We start from the raw sequence: 18936 nt of genomic DNA on the forward strand, positions 1-18936 counted from the left end.
GCTGGCAGTAAATAAAAAAAGGTCTGCCCCATAAATCAAGGCAGACCCAATTTTCTATTAATCTTTTATTTTTGTTTAGCTCGTTCTTCTTTTAATTCATAATATTTTTCATAAACTTCTTTTGCGATTTCGAGGTTCATTTTATGTCCTGACGAATTTTGGTAAGCCCATGGTACTACTACACTCATGGCAATTTCCGGGTTATCGGCAGGAGCATAGGTAACAAAGGTTATATTATAGGTTTCTGGCTGTACAGTACCCTTTTCCCATTTAGGTCCATCATAAAAGGCTTCCGCTGTCCCTGTTTTACCTGCTGGTTTATAGTCAGCATTTCCAAAATAAGAGTAGGCGGTTCCTCCGGTGGATTGGGTAACTTGTCTAAATCCTTCCTGGACACGTTCAATCCATTCAGTTTTCATTGGAAGAGTATTCATCACTTCTGTTTTAACCTCTTTAATAACCGGTCCAAGCGTATTATCTTCATCATCATCCACTGGCTCACGGACTTGTTTTAAAACATGCGGTTTTATACGGTTACCTCCATTTGCAATGGTAGAAACATATTGAGCCAACTGCAATGGAGTATACGTATCGTATTGGCCAATGGAAAAGTCCATTAATAATCCGGCACCCTGCGAGGATCCTTTATAGCCGATTTGTTCACCAGGTAAGTCTATACCTGTTTTAACACCTAAGCCAAATTGACTGTAATAATTCCTCATTGTGCTGAATGCTGAGTTATTAACTTTCAGAGAGCCTCCCGGAACATAGTTTCCTTTACCAAGAGCAATCGCTGTTTTAAACATGTAGACATTGGAGGATACTTTCAGTGCTTCAATGTCACTAATATTCCCAAAATTCTTCCATGATTTTTTAATTGGCGTGGCTTTAATCTTCATTGGTCCATCATAAATGACTTGTCCAGGTTTTATTGCACCGGTCTGGTATCCCGTTAAAATAGTTGCTCCTTTAACTGAAGAGCCCATGGCATAGGATGAAGTAAAAGTTCCCAATGCCATATCATTCATTTGCATTTTTCCATTATCATCGGCTGCATATTGTTTACCAGCCAGAGTTAGGAGTTCACCAGTATTAGGATTCGTTACAACAACAAAAGCACGATCGAGATATTTTGTATTCCCGCTTGCTTTCTTTTCCTTCAATTGCTTTTCAATAATTTCTTCTGTGGCTATTTGAAGATCCATATCAACTGTTAATACAAGATCCTTACCTCTTTGTCCTTCAGAAATAACCTCCGTGCTGACAATATCGCCGGATGTATTCGTTACATTTCTAATTTTCTCCTGTTGACCGCGTAATAAATCTTCATATTGCTGTTCTAAGTAGGAGGTTCCAACTCTATCATTTCGACTGTAGCCCCGAGCTAAATAATAACTTGTTTTATCAGAGGGCAATCCTTCGCTGGCACTTGATACTTTACCTAAAACAGATTTAAGCGTATCGCCATACGCATATTTACGTTCCCAATCTGTTGTTGTATCAACGCCTGGAAGAGATTCAATCTGCTCATTAACTCTCGCTACCTCTTCATATGTCGTTCCTTTATTTTTCACAATTTGCGGAGTTAAATAGTAACCGGCAATAAACTTGCTATAGATCGCCAGCACTTCCAACTCACTTTGACTGTAATCTATTTCTTTTTCAGTAATTCGCTCAAGCTGTAATTTGTATATATCATCATCTGTCAGCTTTCCATCACTTAATTGCTGATATTCTTTTTCTGTTACTTTCTTTTTAGCAGCTTCTGGGTTATTTAAAATCCAAAAGTCTTTCATATCCCTTTCACGAACTTTATCAGTATCAACCTCAATTAGCTTGGAAAGTTTTTCAGCAGTTTCAAGCATCTCTTTGCTTGAGGTTTTTTGTGTACGTGTGTAAGTTATCGCATATAAAGGTTGATTATCAACGATGATTTTTCCATTTCGATCATATATTTTTCCCCTCGGCACAGAATTGCTCACAGTTACATCCTCTGTCCGCTCTATTTCACGCTTATAGTCATCTCCATATACAATCTGAACAATTCCTAAACGGAGTATTAATGCAGAAAACATTACAAATACTGCAAAAAACAGTAGATTCAGGCGAACAGGTACATGTTTTTTCTTTTTCTTTTTTCTGACTTTCACTGTCCCCATCCCTTCTAATACACATTTCTTATCATTTTATTATCAATTTTTAAAGATTAACAGAAGTAAAAGATTCCAGCAACTTTTAGTTTCTTACATCTTGATGTCTTTTACAAAATAATAAACAAACAGATGTCCGGACCCTAATAATAATAGCAATATTTTGATGCCGGTACTCTCCGGCAAAATTTTAATGAACAATATAAACATAAGAATCGATGCGGCTCTTCCCATATTTAAAAATAATTCCCGGATTACCACATATTCGATACGATGTTCCCCCGCTTCCCAGGATCGTCCTATTACATCATACGTGACAGACATATAGGGGACAAGCAATAAGGGATAAGCTACTGCAAGAATAGACGCATATGTAAGCAGTTTAGTGAATGACACTTGATATATCAGAAAAAAGATTGAACCATAAAGGAAAATGGCCCCCACCAGCATCGACCATTTTCGGTAACGAACCTTTATATATCTGCTGACTAAAAAATAAGCAATAAATGATACCCCTGAACTAATTAATCCATATGTACCTAAAGCCATTTCGCTACCCGTTTCGACAAATACAAAAACGGAAACAACAAAGAGAAACGTCCCTTCCCTTAGCCCCTGCGAAAAATTAGCATACGTAATTCTTCTCCAATCTTTATTATTTTTTCTTTCATCAAGAATACGCTTCAGCATATACTTCCCATTAGCTGCTCTGCTTTTTAATAAGAAACTGACAAGTACTGCCACGATAAACAAACACAGGGAAACTCCAAAAATGAACAGATAACCATTGTTATCAGTCAAAACCGTAATAATATATCCCGCAAAAAAAGGACCAATCATTCCGCCGATAGACCCAGTTATCCCTTGGAGCCCATTAAATGTATCTCTAGTTTCAGGTTCGGTAATTTCGAATGTCATGAGATTATATGCAAGCCAATAGAATCCATATCCTATTCCAAGTAAACCACCAATCAGAACAAGATAAAGGTGAGAGGTAGAACTGAATGTCAGGACCGCTATATAAAATGCAGCTAAAAACAAGATTCCAATCCTCAGTACAATAATACGATCTATGCGTTTAGCCAATTTCCCAGCTAAAATAAAGGTAACTCCCTGTAGGATTACAACGGACAGATTATAAATCCCCAGATTGATCAATGCCTCAGACTGTTTCCATAAATAGATATTGACAAAAGTATTGGAAAGAGCCGTACTCAATGAATAAAGTGCTCCAATTAACAAAAGGATATAAAGTTCTTTATTTGTTTTTATTTTATTGACAAATTGATTATCCATTTTCATAAAAACTCCCCTTCACTTCCGGTTAGTTTTCCTGTAGATAATCCTCTTATGTAGAATTAAATCATTTGGTATTTGTTAACAGCACAATCCTTTATTTTTTGCACAAAAAAAAGATACAGGAAACGAATCGGATTCATTTCCTGTACCCACACTTATTATACGATTATTTTGCTGCTGCGTAGCGCTTAGAAACTTCATCCCAATTTACAACATTCCAGAAAGAATTAATGTATTCAGGACGACGGTTTTGGTAGTTTAAGTAGTATGCATGCTCCCAAACATCAAGACCTAGGATTGGTGTTTTACCTTCCATTAATGGAGAATCCTGATTAGCAGTGCTGGAAAGTTCTAACTCACCATCTTTAACAGTAAGCCAAGCCCAACCGGAACCAAAACGAGTTGTAGCAGCTTTCGCAAACTCTTCTTTAAAGTTTTCAAAGCTTCCAAATTTAGCTGTTAGTGCATCAGCTAATTCACCTTCTGGTTGTCCGCCCCCATTAGGAGATAGAATATTCCAGAATAATGTGTGGTTAGCATGTCCACCGCCATTGTTTCTAACAGCAGTACGAATGCTTTCAGGTACAGAGTCGATGTCAGCTAAAAGATCTTCCAAGCTTTTTGCTGACAATGTTTCCTGTCCTTCTAAAGCATTGTTTAAGTTAGTCACATACGTGTTATGATGTTTTGTGTGATGAATATTCATTGTTTCTTTGTCGATATGAGGCTCCAACGCATCATACTCATACGGTAATTGTGGTAAAGAATAAGTCATAATTCTCTCCTCCTAATAATTGTAAGAATAAGTACTTTCGGGCAATTCTGTAAGTTCGTGTGTTACGAAAGTCTTTATCTTTAGATTAGCAATTGAAACCGTTTATTTCAACCTTTATGCCTTATCAAAGCACTCGGATAAAGAAATACACAATCATAATGGTCTGAATGATAAATTTGGTTATCACACTGCCGACAAATCCAACGACAGAACCCATACCAATTTTCACTGCATTTTTTAGCGACTGTTTATGTACCAACAATTCAGCTATGACTGCACCTAAAAACGGCCCCAGTATAATACCAAGAAAAGGAATAACAAACGGTCCAATCAGCAATCCTATCGTACTACCCCAAACACCTGCTTTTGAACCCCCAAATTTCTTAACACCAAAAAGATTAACCAAATAATCTGCACCAAACAAAAGTAAAACAAACATTCCCTGTACAATCCAAAAAAACCACGAAAACGGTTCAAATGAAAAGAATACCCCATATAAAAGCATTCCACCTACTATAAATAGAACGCTTGGAATAATAGGATATATCAATCCTACAAACCCAATAATAAATACCAGCCAAATAATAAGCCAATTCATCCAATCCATCTTCGACACTCCTCTCAAATACCCTAATTCAATACACACTTAACACTTTTTCGATTTGTTTCGCTATAATAAGCAGAACTTTCTTGTCTTATCGACATAAGCCAGATAGAATAAAGAATGAATTTAAAAAAAGGTGTTGTAGCCCATGAATATATTCTCACAATTTATTAAAAGTCTATACTCGCCAAAGCATATTGCGTCCTTTCGCTTTCAGGGTATAGGGAAAGCCATCCTCTATGCTTTTTTATTATCTCTAATAACTATTTTACCATCATCGATCTATCTTACAAATGCAATCCTAGATGGGGCAGATCATATGGCAAAAACATTAACAACAGATTTTCCTGAATTTGAAATTAAAGATGGCAGACTTCATTCAGATGAATCATTACCTGTCATTATTAATGATGATGTAGCTACGTTCCATTTTGACAGCACCGGTAGTTTGAATGCAAATGATATCACCAGCCCTACCGGAGTAGACTTTGGAATTCTAAAGGATGAATTTGTCATTGCTGCAGACGGGGAATCACAAACAATTCCTTATTCTATGATACCCGGTCTTGAATTAACCAATGAAAAGGCCAGCGATTATATTAAATCTGCAAAAACATCTTTATACATAATAATCGGTCTATGTATGTTAGTCATGTATCTATTTACAACAGCAATATTCTTCTTGGAGATTACACTTCTAGCCTACCTTACCGGCTTATTTGTAACTTCCATGAACAGAAAAGCTACTTTTGGACAGCAGTGGAGGATAGCCACTTACAGCTTTACATTAGCCGTAACGTTCTTTACGTTTATGAATTTTATTCAGGTTCCTGTAATAGGTGATGTTTATGTCAAATGGTTTATTACACTAATGATGATCTACCTGACTATTAAAGAAATGCCTATTCCAAAAAGTAAACAAAAGACCATACAATCATAAAGTGTAGCCCTTCCGAATTTCTGCGGAAGGGTTTATCTTTAGCCTCTAGTATTAAATGCGGGTCATCCAGGTCAACATTTCCTCTATTCTATCTAAACGTTAGCTCTAAAAAAATCCTTCAAAATCAATTCTATTATCTCTACTAACTTCATATACTCTAGTAAAAGATGGAGGGAGTGCTAAAAGAGATGAAAAGAATAATCCTGTTTATCGGCTTTTGTATAGTAGCTTACTCGATATATTTTGATATAAGTGTAGGCACCCTTCCTGCCTACTCCTCCGAGAATATGGATAAAATGAATGAAAACTACTATAATATAAAAGTAGAGCCGGGAGATACCGTTCTTTCTATAATAGAGAAAAATGAAGGTACTATCCCAGTACCGATTGATCAAATGATTGAAGACTTTTCTTTATTAAATAACGGAATGAAACCGGAAGAAATAGAAATCGGACAAACTTACCGATTTAAAAATTACTAAAGCCAATTCATAATCAACTTTATTGTTATTTTAGCTAAAACGCTGATACAATAATTTAGAAGATAATATATTTATTGGTATTGAGGCAAACAGCCTAAAAGGAGAGAATGACCAGTGAGTGAACTAATACATCGTACAAAAACCCGCCCCGTAAAAGTGGGACCACTGACTATCGGTGGCAACGATGAAGTTATAATACAAAGTATGACGACAACGAAGACACATGATGTAGAAGCAACAGTCGCGGAAATAAATCGTTTAGAAGAAGCGGGCTGCCAAATTGTACGTGTAGCTTGTCCTGATGAACGGGCTGCTCATGCAATTTCTGAAATAAAAAAACGCATTAATATACCTTTAGTAGTTGATATTCACTTTGACTATCGTCTTGCTTTAATCGCGATTGAAGGCGGAGCTGATAAAATCCGTATTAACCCGGGCAATATTGGCAGACGCGAAAAAGTGGAAGCCGTTGTAAAAGCAGCTAAAGCGAAAGGGATTCCAATTCGTATCGGGGTCAACGCAGGATCTTTAGAACGTAAAATCCTTGAAAAATACGGTTACCCAACTGCAGACGGTATGGTTGAGAGTGCTTTACATCATATAAAAATTCTAGAAGACTTAGACTTCCATGACATCATTGTATCAATGAAAGCATCTGATGTACGCTTGGCAATTGAAGCCTATGAAAAGGCAGCACAGGCCTTTGATTATCCACTTCACCTTGGAATCACAGAATCCGGCACGTTATTTTCAGGAACGATTAAGAGTTCTGCCGGCATAGGTGCCTTATTAAGTAAAGGTATTGGGAATACTTTGCGTATTTCTTTAAGTGCTGATCCGGTTGAAGAAGTCAAAGTAGCCAGAGAGCTGTTAAAAGTATTTGGTTTATCAGCCAATTCCGCTACCTTAATATCATGTCCGACGTGCGGACGTATAGAGATTGATTTAATTTCCATTGCTAACGAAGTGGATGAATATATTCAAAAAATTAAAGCTCCAATTAAAGTGGCGGTATTAGGATGTGCCGTTAACGGACCTGGCGAAGCAAGAGAAGCAGATATCGGCATTGCTGGTGCTCGCGGAGAAGGTCTATTGTTCCGCAAGGGTAAAATCGTTCGTAAAGTACCAGAAGAAATAATGGTTGAGGAACTAAAAAAAGAAATCGATATCCTTGCTGAAGAGTATTACGAAAAACAAAGAATTGAAAAAGAAAAAGCAAGCATGTCTTAAATTAAGCAGAAGCAATTCAGGTTCGAACCAAAAACTTTAAACTTTATTAAAGGTATGAGAATTTATTCTTTTGCCTAGTATATGTAAACAAAGAACTTCAAAATAATAATTATTTTGAAGTTCTTTGTTTTATATCTGTTATTTATGATTGGAGGGATTGGATAAAAATCCAATCCCTAAACTATTTGAGATTTGAAAGCCCATAAACGATAGCAGGCCTACTGTATTAGAAAAAGGGATATACCAAAAGACCAGCAACAACAGAAAATACACCAATTACTATTGCTGCTATCCCCATCATACGCGATTCAGTTTTCATCGCAAAAATCCCTGCGACAATGCCAATTGTTCCAAAAATCACCGGCATAAAAAATAGAGAGGCAATTGACAAGGCTAACGCCACTATACCAAAGCTGCTAGCTTTAGAAGTGGTCTTATTATTATTTCCTGTTTGACTATGACGTCTGTATTCAGCAGAATCCATAAATTCTGCTCCGGTCTCCTCATGATAATTTAGCTTTTGACACACGACTTCATTTTTAAATTTATCTCTTTTATTTCTTGCATTCCAATGTCTTTTTGAGGCTGACAATAGCATTCCCTACCTTCCTTTATTGAAGCCTTCCTAGTTTGCTCCATAAAAGGCTTACTCATAAGCAGAGATTGTTGCATGAATCTACAAAATTTAGAAAAGCAATTTGTCGCATTTTGATGTAAACTACATACAAACATATTTTGGAGGAAATGCTTCATGTCAAAACCTAAACGTTTTGGAATAGATATTGATGGTACCATCACTACACAGGATTCCATGCTTCCTTATATCAACAAAGCCTTTCGCTTACAATTAACATTAGAGGATATTAACCAATATGAATTTTATCCGTTTGTAAATGTTCCGGAGCATGAATTTGATCTTTGGTTTCAAAAACACGAACCCATCATCTATTCTGAATCACCTATGGCAAAGGATGCCAAACGAGTTTTACAGGAATGGAAAGAAATATATGAACTGTTTTTCATCAGTGCCAGAAATCAAACTTTATTGCCGGTTACAAAGGAGTGGTTCAGTAAAAACGATTTACTGTATCACCACATCGAATTAATCGGTACGCATAATAAAATTGCAACGGTAAAAAAACACGAAATCGATCTTTTCTTTGAGGATAAGCACGATAACGCTGTTGCAATTGCTGAAGAATGTGAAATTCCAGTCATCTTATTTGACGCACCTTATAATCGAATGGCTATCCCAAACAATGTGATCAGGGTGGAAAATTGGGCAGAAGCCTATCAGTGGGTAAACCATTGGACTAAGGAAAATCGGTAATAAAAAGGAGCCACTCTCCAATCGCAGAATGGCTCCTTTCTAGTTACTTTGTTGTATATTCTCCTGCAAACAATCTGGACATCTTCCGTATATTTCAAATTTATGTCCTGAAATATCATATCCTTTAAAATCCTCTGTTATTTTTTCCATTGGACATAACTCTACATTACGAGTTTTTCCGCATTCCATACAAATGAAATGATGATGATGATGATTTCCAACACAAGCAAATCGGAATCTTTTTTCACCAGATAACTCAGTGGTTTCTAGAATCCCTAAGTTAGCATACAAGGATAAATTTCGGTATATCGTGTCATAGCTCATACCTGGGTACGAACTTTTCAATTTTTCAAGGACTTCTTTGGCTGTTAAATAACGATTGCTCTTCGAAAAAAGTTCAAGCATGTCTTCACGCTTCTCAGTGTATTTGTAGCCCTTATCTTTCAAGAGTTGTATTGCTTCTTTAACATCCATCTTCAGATACCTCCTTACGCAGTCATTCTCCATTTCTTGATAAAAATTGTGATTAAAAGAATGATAATTGCCAATACAACGATTGTACCACCCGGAGCAAGATTTAAGTAATAGGATGTGAATAATCCGCCTATTACAGCCAATTCTCCAAACAGAATGGAAATAAAAATGGTTTGTTTAAACCCCTTCGCTACTTTTAAGGCAGCCGCTACCGGTAAAGTCATTAATGAAGAAACAAGCAGGACACCCACAATTCTCATAGAAATGGCAATGACCAAAGCAACGAGCACGATAAAGATAAAGTGAATCGCTTTAGCCGGTATTCCGGAAGTTTTAGCATGCTCCTCATCAAAGGATAAAAGGAATAATTCTTTATATAAGAATATAACAATTGCGATAACAGCAATACTGATTGCCAAAACAATCCATAAGTCTGTCCGACTTACCGCACTGACACTCCCAAATAAATATCCAAATAAATCAGTCGTGAAGCCATTAGCGAGCGAGATAAAAATCGCTCCCAACCCTACTCCTCCGGAAAGAATGATTGGAATGGCAAGTTCCTGATAATGTTTATAGACTGAACGCAGTCGCTCTATAAAAAGCGATCCCGTTACCGAGAAGGCCATCCCCATATATAAAGGGTTGATAGGACCCAGTGCAGGCACTTCCTTACTTAGTAACAAACTGAATGCAATTCCAGTCAGGGTTACATGGCTAAGGGCATCTGCAATTAAGGAGAGTTTTCGAACTACAATAAATACACCCAACAGCGGAGCAATAATACCAATCACAATCCCCGCTAGAAAGGCATTTTGTAGAAATTCATACTGAAACATTGATAACATACTACTTCCTCCAAATTAATGATCATGTGTTAATGTATAAACATCATGGCCATAAAAAGCTGACATATCCTTATCATCTAAATGTTCATATTCACATGTATTCCCGTGAAAATGCAATTGTTTATTTAGACATGCAATATGAGTGACCTTTTCTGTAATGGTACCAGTATCGTGAGTAACCAAAATAAGTGTCAATCCAAGGTTACGGTTTAAATCGTAAAGCAGGTCATAAAAATTAGTAACATTCTTTACATCTACACCAACTGTAGGTTCATCCAGTATTAACATAGCAGGATCGCTGACCAGTGCTCTTGCAATGAATACCCGTTGTTGCTGACCGCCCGATAATTCTCCAATTGGTCTTTTGATGAAATCCTGCATTCCTACTTCTTTGAGCGCTTTCACCACTTTTTGGCGATGAGTTTTATTATAGAAACGAAAAAGTCCTATTTTCTTCGTTAATCCGCTTGCTACAACTTCTTCCACTGTAGCTGGGAAACCACTGTTAAAGGAATTGGCCTTTTGTGATACATAGCCAATTTTCTCCCAATTTTTAAATTTGTTTATTTTCTCACCGAATAAGAAAATTTCTCCTTGCTGTACTTTATTTAATCCAAGCATCAGCTTCAGCAATGTTGATTTGCCAGAACCGTTCGGTCCGACAATAGCTAGAAAATCTCCATCCTTGACGGATAAATTAATATCTTCCAGAACGTTTTCTCTCTCATATTTATAAGTAACATGTTCAATTTTAATTAAGTCATTATTCATAATCGGCCACCTGTTAATAAGAATGATTACGATTTACCTCAAGTAGTATACAGGACAATTTCAGTAAAGTAAACACATTTACTTAATATTGTATAATTTAGTTCATTTTTTTCTGTCCTTTTCATATGGTAAACATGGGGTGGTAATTTGAAGCTATTTGAAAGCATTGTTAACTTAAAAATCAATCGTATCACTGCCAGTGAATTGCTTGATTTTGCCGGGCAGAATGGTTTAACTTTAACAAAAACGGAAGCTGAGGAAATAACCAAACTAATCCGGGGGAAATCCGTTAATATTTTTGATCAGACTGAACGAAAACAGCTTTTAAAAAATATCGAGAAAATTACCGGTGCTGAGAAAGCGCAGAAAATCGAGAAAATATTTTATAGCATGATCGGAATTTAAAAAGGAAGCAGTACATCTGTACTGCTCCCCTTCTCTTTATACCGTTTGTCCAAGCATGGAAGCTTGAAAATCTACCCAAGCTCCATCTCTTAGCATATCAATTTCATGTTTATACGGTGCTTTTTTGTTTGTTTTATCCGTACCTACAAATGGAGTCTCCAATATTTTTGGTACAGAGCTTAATTGTGGATGATGGACAATGTAATGAAGTGGCTGAAAACCAATCTTTCCATACCCGATATTTTCATGTCGGTCTTTTCTCATTCCACATTCATTTTTACTGTCATTAATATGCAGCACTTTAATACGATCTACACCGACAGTTTTATCAAAATGATTTAAAACGCCATCAAAATCATTCACAATATCATAACCCGCATCATGCGTATGACAAGTATCAAAGCAAACACTCAGCTTATCATTGTGTGTAACTCCATCGATAATCATCGCTAATTCTTCAAAACTTCTTCCACACTCTGAGCCCTTGCCGGCCATCGTTTCTAATGCGATTTGGACTTTTTGATCAGGGGTAATGACTTCATTTAATCCCTCGATGATCTTTTTAATACCTACTTCTGAACCTTCTCCGACATGAGCACCTGGATGCAATACAATTTGGTAGGCCCCCAGAGCTTCCGTCCGTTCGATTTCCGAACGAAGAAAATCAACACCCAATTGGAAAGTAGCGGGATTTACTGCGTTACCGATATTGATAATATAAGGAGCATGGACAACGATATCGCTCATTCCATTTTCCTCCATATGCAATAGGCCTGCTGCAATATTTAAATCCTCGATTTTCTTTCTTCTTGTGTTTTGAGGAGCGCCTGTATAAATCATAAATGTATTGGCACCATAAGAAGCTGCTTCTTCACTTGCGCCTAAAAGCATTTTCTTTCCGCTCATGGAAACATGTGATCCAATTTTAAGCATCCATTTGCCCCCTTTTATCTTTTCTTTAAGCGTCTTTCTCTCTTTTTGATTTTTTCTACTTCTGCTTTAACTTTCTTTTTATAGCCAGGCTTTACTTTACGTAAATGCTTAGAGAATTTACCATAATTCTTTACCTCACCGGCTGCTTTAGGTGAATTTTTACGTTTTTTACGCTTATTGCGGTCATCAATTTCAACCCATTCACCTTTTACTACGTCACGGTTGCTGAATGTTACACCCATGGATTCGAGTTTATTCAGAGCTTGATCATCCTTCTCTTCATAAAGGGTAACAGCGACTCCGGACATACCTGCGCGCGCTGTACGGCCACAGCGATGGATATAGAAATCCAAGTCCTGAGGAAGTTCATAGTTAATCACATGACTTACACCTTCAATATCAATACCTCTTGCTGCTAGGTCTGTCGCTACAACATATTGATATTTAAGAGCATTAATCTCTTTCATAACCCTTTTTCTTTCTCTTGCCGGTAAGTTACCGTGTAGTCTTCCTACCTGCAATCCCTTTTCAAGGAGGGCATCTGCCAGCTCATCTGCGTTTTGCTTTGTGTTAGCAAAAATAAGCACAAGGAAAGGATTTTGAAGTTCAATAATTGACTTAACCAATTGAACCTTGTCTCGGTGTCTAACAGGAACGAGAATGTGCTCCAATTTTTCTACAGACACTTTTGTCGGATCCACATGGATATGTTTCGGATTGTTCATATACTTTTTCAAGAATGGCTGTAGCTTTTCTGGAATTGTCGCAGAAAATACTAGCATTTGCAGCTTAGGAGCCATCCTTGAAGCGATTTTATCCACATCTTCCATAAATCCTAAATCAATCATTAAATCAGCTTCATCAACTACTAAAATATCGGCAGAAAAAACACTCAACGCATTTTCTTCCGATAAATCTTTAATACGACCAGGTGTACCGATCACAAGCTGTGGTTGAACGGTGAGCTTGTCAATTGAACGTTGTTTATCTGTTCCACCTACATAGCTTTTTATATGAATTTGTTTATCTTCAGGAAATTTCTCATTCAAAGAAACAGCAGCTTTATAAATTTGGGCCGCTAATTCTCTCGTCGGTGCCGTAATTACAGCCTGTACTTCCATCTTTTCCTGATTGATTTTAGCCATGATCGGCAATAGAAAAGAATGGGTTTTTCCAGTGCCAGTTTGTGACTGCCCTATAATACTCTTACCGCTAAATACAGCTGGAATGACTCTTTCCTGTATGATTGTCGGCTCCTTAAATCCTACCTTCTCAACAGCTTCCAATACATATTCGGGTAACTTAAACATTTTAAATGAACTCATTTTTTACCAACTTTCTGACATGCTTACAAGCTTTTTAGCAACTATCCTTCTCATATTACCTTATGTGAAGGACTAATAACAAGTTTTTGTAGATTAAAAGCCTATTCTTTCATATATTCGCACTTTACCGTCCCTAACTGACATATTCTATTATGGGAACTTAAGTAAAATATTGAATAGAAAGGAGGGTTAAATATGCCGCCTATGAGACCACCCATTTTCGGCCCGCCACGAGGACCAGGCTTTATCAGAGGTTCTGCCCCACCACAATTTAATACAAGAGGATTATTCGGTCCACCTATGCCAAGGAGAGGAATTCCTTTTGGAGCAGCAAGTGCTCCCAAGCAAGGAGGAGGATTTCTGGCTTCTTTGTTTGGCAGAGGAGGAGGTTCCGGCTTGGCACAGGGTGCCGGTACAGCTGCTAAAGCTGCCGGAGGAGGTTCCACTTTAACAAATTTTATGAACAGTACGCAAAAGGTGTTAGCAGCAGGGGAACGTGTGGTACCAATGGTTCGCCAAGTTCAGCAATATGGACCTTTAATTAAAAATTTACCATCCATGTGGAAAATTTATCGGGGATTAAATGCAACTACAGCAGAAGATCAAGAAGAAGCTATCGATCAGGTCGACTTAAACATTTTGGAGTCATCCAACCATATAGAATCTTCAGCTTCTCTTAAAAGCTCTAAAAAGGAAAAGAATGATTCTAGCGAAATAGACTATTCACACGAGCTTCCTGGAAGCACAATAATAAAATCGAAACCTCAAAATGTGAAACCATCCCTGCCAAAGCTTTTCATCTAACTATACAGCGCCCCTAAAAGGAGCGCTTTTCTACATATGCAATATCTCCCGAAGGATTTCTTTTTGTAAGTTTTTAATCACTCGCTTATAATATAAGAAACACTCCATCTGTCAAACAGACATGGAGCAAGGAGGTTTTTTTGAATTAATGAAAGTAGTTAAAATTTCCCCAAGAGGATATTGTTACGGCGTTGTTGATGCGATGGTTATCGCCAGAAATGCCGCTTTAGATAAAACTTTGCCACGCCCTATTTATATTCTGGGTATGATTGTTCATAATCAGCATGTAACGGAAGCGTTTGAACAAGATGGGATTATCACCCTCGACGGCAAAGACCGTAAAGAAATAATCGAGAAGGTTGATTCCGGCACTGTCATCTTTACTGCTCACGGTATCTCACCTGAAGTAAGAGAAATTGCCAAACAAAAGGGGCTTGTAACGATTGACGCAACCTGTCCGGATGTAACAGCAACTCATAATTTAATTGAAGCAAAAGAAAAAGAAGGATATGATATCATTTATATCGGTAAGAAAGGCCACCCGGAACCTGAAGGCGCCGTTGGTGTAGCCCCGGATATCGTCCATCTCGTTGAGTCCAAACAAGATATTGATGACCTCACAATTGAAAACGAGAAAATCATTGTGACCAACCAAACAACTATGAGTCAGTGGGATGTTGCCGACTTAATAGATGAAGTTAAGAAAAAATATCCTGCAGCAGAAATTCATAAAGAAATTTGCATGGCTACTCAAGTCCGTCAGGAAGCTGTTGCTGAGCAAGCAAAAGACCTTGACGTTCTTATTGTAGTTGGAGATCCTAAGAGTAATAACTCAAACAGATTGGCACAGGTATCGGAAGAAATCGCCCATACAAAAGCCTATCGAATTGCTGATGTCAGCGAGTTGGAAATAGAATGGATTAAAGATGCTCAAGTAGTTGGTGTAACAGCTGGAGCATCCACACCAACACCTATTACCAAAGAAGTCATTACATTCTTGGAACAGTTCGACCCGGCTGATTCATCGACATGGAAAACGGAAAAGAAAGTACCTCTTTCCAAAATATTACCTAAAGTGAAAGTGAAATAATGCAATAGCTACAAAGAAAAAAGGACCCAGGGGTCCTTTTTTCTTTTTATTACTCTATCTTCAGGCCTTAACCGCTCGAGTCATCATAAGACAGGACGTTTTGGTCACAAAGACGTTGCCACACAACGTGGCGTTCTTAGTCTTTGTTCCTCAACCAATCGTCTCAACTTTTTAGTCAATCCAGCTTCGACGGCTAGAAGCTCAGGACATAAGCATGACCTCTACAGGAGGAAAGAACACCTCCTTCCGAGCCCCTGTCTTATGCTCCTCGCGGGCCTACAGGATGTAGGTCATGAAGACGTTGCCACAGGACGTGGCGCTTTTAGTCTTCGTTCCTTTTACAGCCCTTCAGCTTTTTATTTAATCTAGCTTCGACTCCTAGTCCCTCGAGTCATAAGGATAGCCTCTGCGGGGGAGGAACATCCCCTCCGAGCCTCTCTCTTATGCTTTTCGGAGGCCTACAGGATGTAGGTCTGGCGTTCTTAGTCTTTGTTCCTCAACCAGTCGTCTCAGCCTTTTAGTCAATCCAGCTTCGACGGCTAGAAGCTCAGGACATAAGCATGACCTCTACAGGAGGAAAGAACACCTCCTTCCGAGCCCCTGTCTTATGCTCCTCGCTTCTGGGCAAGCCGCCTCAGCTTTTTAGATTACCTGGAATGGGTTTGTGTCTATTTGAGATGCTATGAATTCTATTTCATAGCCGGAGTTTTTGCATAGGGATGTCATTTTTTTGGCGACGCCCTGTTTCATAATTTTTTCAACATTATGGCCAGGGTCAATGATATTCATGCCTTCTTGTTTAAAATCAACGGCTGTATGGTAATAAATATCTCCAGTAATAAATACGTCAGCACCAGCAAATTGAGCTGTTCTTACAAATTTATCACCGTCTCCGCCTAAAACAGCTACCTTCTTCACTATCGCGTCCAGATTCCCGATTACACGAACAGAAGTTACATCCAGTGCCTGTTTGACATGCTCTGCATATTCTCTTAAAGACATAGCCTCTGAGATAGCACCTACTCGACCTAAACCAAATTCCTTACCTGACTCGTTTTCAAGAACATACAAATCGTAAGCGACTTCTTCGTAAGGATGAGCTTTGAGCATTGCTTTTACGACTTTGTTTGTAATAGATTCCGGAACAATTACTTCTATTTTTACTTCTTCTACGTGTTCAAACTCGCCAGAAGACCCAATATACGGATCTGCCTCTTGATTTGGCTTAAATCTACCCGTGCCTGATAGGGTAAAACTGCAATGACTGTAATTGCCCAAATTGCCTGCACCAGCTTTTCCTAATGCTTCACGCACTTCAGTTTCAGCTGAAGTAGGCGTATATACGGCTAATTTGTAAAGTTTTTCTCGATGGGTAACCTTCAAAACAGAAGTATTCTCTAGTCCCAATGCATCAGCAAGCATATCATTGACCCCGCCCTCCGCGATGTCTAGATTCGTATGCGCTGCATACAGAGCAATATCATTTTTAATTAATTTTTCAATCGTTCTCCCTGCAGGCAGATCAGGGATGATTTTTTTTAATGGCCGAAAAATTAACGGGTGATGTGCAATTATTAAATCTACACCTTGATTTACAGCTTCATCAACCACTTCTTCCGTTACATCCAATGCCACAATAACTTTCTTTACTTTTTTAGCAAGACTACCTACCTGCAATCCAATTGGATCTCCATCCTCAGCTAAATATTTGGGAGAAAAGCTTTCAAAAAGCTGGATGACTTCATAACCATTCGGTGTTTTCATTATTGAAGCGCCTCCTCTACCAACTCTATGGATTTTTGGATTTCTTCTTTCTTTTCCTGAGTCCGTTCGTTTTCACTGGACTCTATTTGTTTCAAAATCTTATTCCAATGCTTTAACTCCATTGTCCACTTTTTCATAAAGATAGGATTCTTTTCTTTCAATAAAAATGGCCCCATTAATTCTGCTGCTTCAAAAGGTAATTCTCGATAAGACTTCAATGGCTCTCCTTTTTCCGCTACTAAAATTTCATATATTTTTTCGTCCTCTTCCAGGATTTCTTCCGCTTTCAATTCCCAACCCTCGGCAATCAGCCATTTCCGGATAAACTGAGCACCAATATTGGGTTGAAGAATTAAGGTCTCCCGTCCTGATAGTTTAGATTTTCCGTTTTCTAAAATACTCGTTATTAAAGACCCACCCATACCGCATATTGTAATGGATGTTACTTCTCCATGAGATATGACTTCCAGCCCATTTCCTTTACGAACGGATATAGAGTCTTCTAGCTTAGATTCCCTCACCTGGCTTAACGCAGATTGAAACGGACCTTCCACTACTTCTCCTGCAATAGCTTTTTGCACGATGCCTTCTTTAACTGCATAGCAAGGCAAATAAGCATGGTCAGATCCAATATCAGCCAAAACACTGCCCTTTGGCACATAGGAGGTTACTCGCGTTAATCTTTTTGATAATTTATCTACATTCATTACTTCATACTCCACTCTTAATAGGAATTCATTTATTTCTTTAGTATAAGAAAACTCATCCCCTATTGCAAAGGACTTTCTTCAGAACATATTTTTCAGCCAAAATATTCCTCCTTGTTTCAATATTTTGGTTTAATAGAGATAGGAACGTGAAAACTGAAACTATATCAACATCCAAACTATAGTAAAGCAGGTGCGTAAATGAGAAAAAGGTGGGTAACCGGTACAATCCTTATCATTAGTTTACTGACAACGTTTCTATTACTCGTTGGCTTTATTCAGGGTACCAGGGCAGTTATAAACCCTAAGGAGATTAATCAGTATAAAACGGTAAAAGAGAAAGAGCCGCTTACTAAAAAAGACACCACAAAATTGTCTATTGTTGCTCTTGGCGATTCTTTAACTCGAGGTGTTGGCGATGATAGCGGAGATGGATATGTAAAAAGATTAAGCACCAAATTAACAGAGGACTATAATCAGAAGATTAGCTTGTCCAACCTCTCAATCAGCGGAGCTAAAACAACCGATTTACTAACCCTTCTTGATACTTCAGGCACCAAGCATACTCTTAAGAATGCTGATTTAATAGTTATGACAATTGGAGGAAATGATCTCTTTCCCGGTGTCGAAACATTAACAACCAACCTCGCTGAATATATACCAGATACAAATACTTTTGTTAATAACAGCAAGAAAATTATCGAGATAATCCGGTCAAATAATGCGGATGCACCTATCTATTGGATCAGCCTGTACAATCCCTTTGAAGAATTCAAGGAATTAGGGGACACGTCTAAGTTTGTTATTGACTGGAATCACCAGCTGCAAACATTAGCTACCCAATACCCCGAATTACATATCATTCCGGTATTTGACTTATTTCAGGGTCAAGGAAAAAACTTTTTGTACACGGATCATTTTCATCCAAATAAAAAAGGCTACGAGGCTATATCAGAACGATTAATCCAGTCCATCGCAAGCCAACAACAGTTGGGAGGGGATTGA

The 18936-nt window shown here is 38.0% G+C and carries 20 protein-coding genes; 8 read left to right on the plus strand and 12 right to left on the minus strand.

Annotated features, from left to right (window positions below):
* Positions 1-65: 65 nt before the first annotated feature.
* From A8L44_RS10135 to A8L44_RS10150, 4 genes are all read right to left on the minus strand, one after another.
* Positions 66-2150 (minus strand): peptidoglycan D,D-transpeptidase FtsI family protein, encoded by a 2085-nt coding sequence (locus A8L44_RS10135; protein ID WP_254654710.1) that lies wholly within the window; start codon positions 2148-2150, stop codon positions 66-68.
* 93 nt (positions 2151-2243) lie between these two features.
* Complete coding sequence (locus tag A8L44_RS10140) at positions 2244-3452, minus strand: MFS transporter (RefSeq protein ID WP_066105141.1); 1209 nt, start codon at positions 3450-3452, stop codon at positions 2244-2246.
* Between the two features lie 163 nt (positions 3453-3615).
* Positions 3616-4224: a superoxide dismutase gene (locus A8L44_RS10145; protein WP_066105144.1), complete on the minus strand. Its 609-nt coding sequence runs from the start codon at positions 4222-4224 to the stop codon at positions 3616-3618.
* A gap of 124 nt (positions 4225-4348) precedes the next feature.
* On the minus strand, positions 4349-4831 hold the full coding sequence (locus tag A8L44_RS10150; protein WP_066105145.1) for a DUF456 domain-containing protein: 483 nt from the start codon (positions 4829-4831) through the stop codon (positions 4349-4351).
* A gap of 145 nt (positions 4832-4976) precedes the next feature.
* Between A8L44_RS10150 and A8L44_RS10155 the strand changes: the two genes are divergently transcribed.
* From A8L44_RS10155 to ispG, 3 genes are all read left to right on the plus strand, one after another.
* Positions 4977-5768 carry a DUF1189 domain-containing protein gene (locus A8L44_RS10155; protein ID WP_066105149.1) on the plus strand — a complete coding sequence of 264 codons (792 nt, stop codon included), beginning with the start codon at positions 4977-4979 and terminating at the stop codon, positions 5766-5768.
* Positions 5769-5956: 188 nt separating this feature from the next.
* Complete coding sequence (locus tag A8L44_RS10160; RefSeq protein WP_066105152.1) at positions 5957-6250, plus strand: hypothetical protein; 294 nt, start codon at positions 5957-5959, stop codon at positions 6248-6250.
* 114 nt (positions 6251-6364) lie between these two features.
* Positions 6365-7480 carry a flavodoxin-dependent (E)-4-hydroxy-3-methylbut-2-enyl-diphosphate synthase gene (ispG, locus tag A8L44_RS10165; protein WP_066105155.1) on the plus strand — a complete coding sequence of 372 codons (1116 nt, stop codon included), beginning with the start codon at positions 6365-6367 and terminating at the stop codon, positions 7478-7480.
* Between the two features lie 226 nt (positions 7481-7706).
* Here the strand turns inward: ispG and A8L44_RS10170 are convergent, their stop codons facing one another.
* The gene (locus A8L44_RS10170) at positions 7707-8078 is read right to left on the minus strand and encodes a DUF308 domain-containing protein (RefSeq protein ID WP_066105160.1); all 372 of its coding nucleotides are present in this window, start codon (positions 8076-8078) and stop codon (positions 7707-7709) included.
* 153 nt (positions 8079-8231) lie between these two features.
* On the opposite strand from A8L44_RS10170, the gene A8L44_RS10175 reads away from it, so the two are divergent.
* The gene (locus A8L44_RS10175) at positions 8232-8810 is read left to right on the plus strand and encodes a 5' nucleotidase, NT5C type (protein WP_066105163.1); all 579 of its coding nucleotides are present in this window, start codon (positions 8232-8234) and stop codon (positions 8808-8810) included.
* Positions 8811-8849: 39 nt separating this feature from the next.
* Here the strand turns inward: A8L44_RS10175 and A8L44_RS10180 are convergent, their stop codons facing one another.
* The 3 genes from A8L44_RS10180 to A8L44_RS10190 are packed head-to-tail and all read right to left on the minus strand — an operon-like array spanning position 8850 to position 10903.
* A complete protein-coding gene (locus A8L44_RS10180; protein WP_066105166.1) occupies positions 8850-9284 on the minus strand; it encodes a Fur family transcriptional regulator in 435 nt (144 codons plus the stop codon).
* Positions 9285-9298: 14 nt separating this feature from the next.
* Positions 9299-10132 (minus strand): metal ABC transporter permease, encoded by an 834-nt coding sequence (locus A8L44_RS10185; RefSeq protein ID WP_066105169.1) that lies wholly within the window; start codon positions 10130-10132, stop codon positions 9299-9301.
* A 15-nt stretch (positions 10133-10147) separates the two neighbouring features.
* Positions 10148-10903, minus strand: coding sequence for a metal ABC transporter ATP-binding protein (locus tag A8L44_RS10190; protein ID WP_066105172.1), 756 nt, complete (start codon positions 10901-10903; stop codon positions 10148-10150).
* Between the two features lie 147 nt (positions 10904-11050).
* Here A8L44_RS10190 and A8L44_RS10195 point away from each other — a divergent pair, with 147 nt between their 5' ends.
* Entirely contained in the window at positions 11051-11308 is a 258-nt protein-coding gene (locus tag A8L44_RS10195) for a DUF2624 family protein (RefSeq protein ID WP_066105175.1), read from the plus strand.
* Between the two features lie 36 nt (positions 11309-11344).
* On the opposite strand, the gene A8L44_RS10200 is transcribed toward A8L44_RS10195, so the two are convergent.
* Both A8L44_RS10200 and A8L44_RS10205 read right to left on the minus strand, forming a co-directional pair.
* The gene (locus tag A8L44_RS10200) at positions 11345-12241 is read right to left on the minus strand and encodes a deoxyribonuclease IV (RefSeq protein WP_066105178.1); all 897 of its coding nucleotides are present in this window, start codon (positions 12239-12241) and stop codon (positions 11345-11347) included.
* Between the two features lie 14 nt (positions 12242-12255).
* Positions 12256-13551 (minus strand): DEAD/DEAH box helicase, encoded by a 1296-nt coding sequence (locus A8L44_RS10205; protein ID WP_225983608.1) that lies wholly within the window; start codon positions 13549-13551, stop codon positions 12256-12258.
* Positions 13552-13761: 210 nt separating this feature from the next.
* Between A8L44_RS10205 and vrrA the strand changes: the two genes are divergently transcribed.
* Together vrrA and A8L44_RS10215 are read left to right on the plus strand one after the other, a co-directional pair.
* Entirely contained in the window at positions 13762-14370 is a 609-nt protein-coding gene (gene vrrA / locus A8L44_RS10210; protein ID WP_066105182.1) for a VrrA/YqfQ family protein, read from the plus strand.
* Between the two features lie 148 nt (positions 14371-14518).
* Positions 14519-15460, plus strand: coding sequence for a 4-hydroxy-3-methylbut-2-enyl diphosphate reductase (locus A8L44_RS10215; protein ID WP_066105183.1), 942 nt, complete (start codon positions 14519-14521; stop codon positions 15458-15460).
* A 642-nt stretch (positions 15461-16102) separates the two neighbouring features.
* On the opposite strand, the gene A8L44_RS10220 is transcribed toward A8L44_RS10215, so the two are convergent.
* Positions 16103-17224 carry a Nif3-like dinuclear metal center hexameric protein gene (locus tag A8L44_RS10220; RefSeq protein ID WP_066105186.1) on the minus strand — a complete coding sequence of 374 codons (1122 nt, stop codon included), beginning with the start codon at positions 17222-17224 and terminating at the stop codon, positions 16103-16105.
* A complete protein-coding gene (locus A8L44_RS10225; RefSeq protein ID WP_066105189.1) occupies positions 17224-17931 on the minus strand; it encodes a tRNA (adenine(22)-N(1))-methyltransferase in 708 nt (235 codons plus the stop codon). The genes A8L44_RS10220 and A8L44_RS10225 overlap by 1 nt, the downstream gene beginning before the upstream one ends.
* Before the next feature lie 201 nt (positions 17932-18132).
* Between A8L44_RS10225 and A8L44_RS10230 the strand changes: the two genes are divergently transcribed.
* A complete protein-coding gene (locus A8L44_RS10230; protein WP_066105191.1) occupies positions 18133-18936 on the plus strand; it encodes a GDSL-type esterase/lipase family protein in 804 nt (267 codons plus the stop codon).

Source organism: Bacillus sp. FJAT-27986, assembly GCF_001685035.1.
GTDB lineage: Bacteria > Bacillota > Bacilli > Bacillales > Pradoshiaceae > Pradoshia.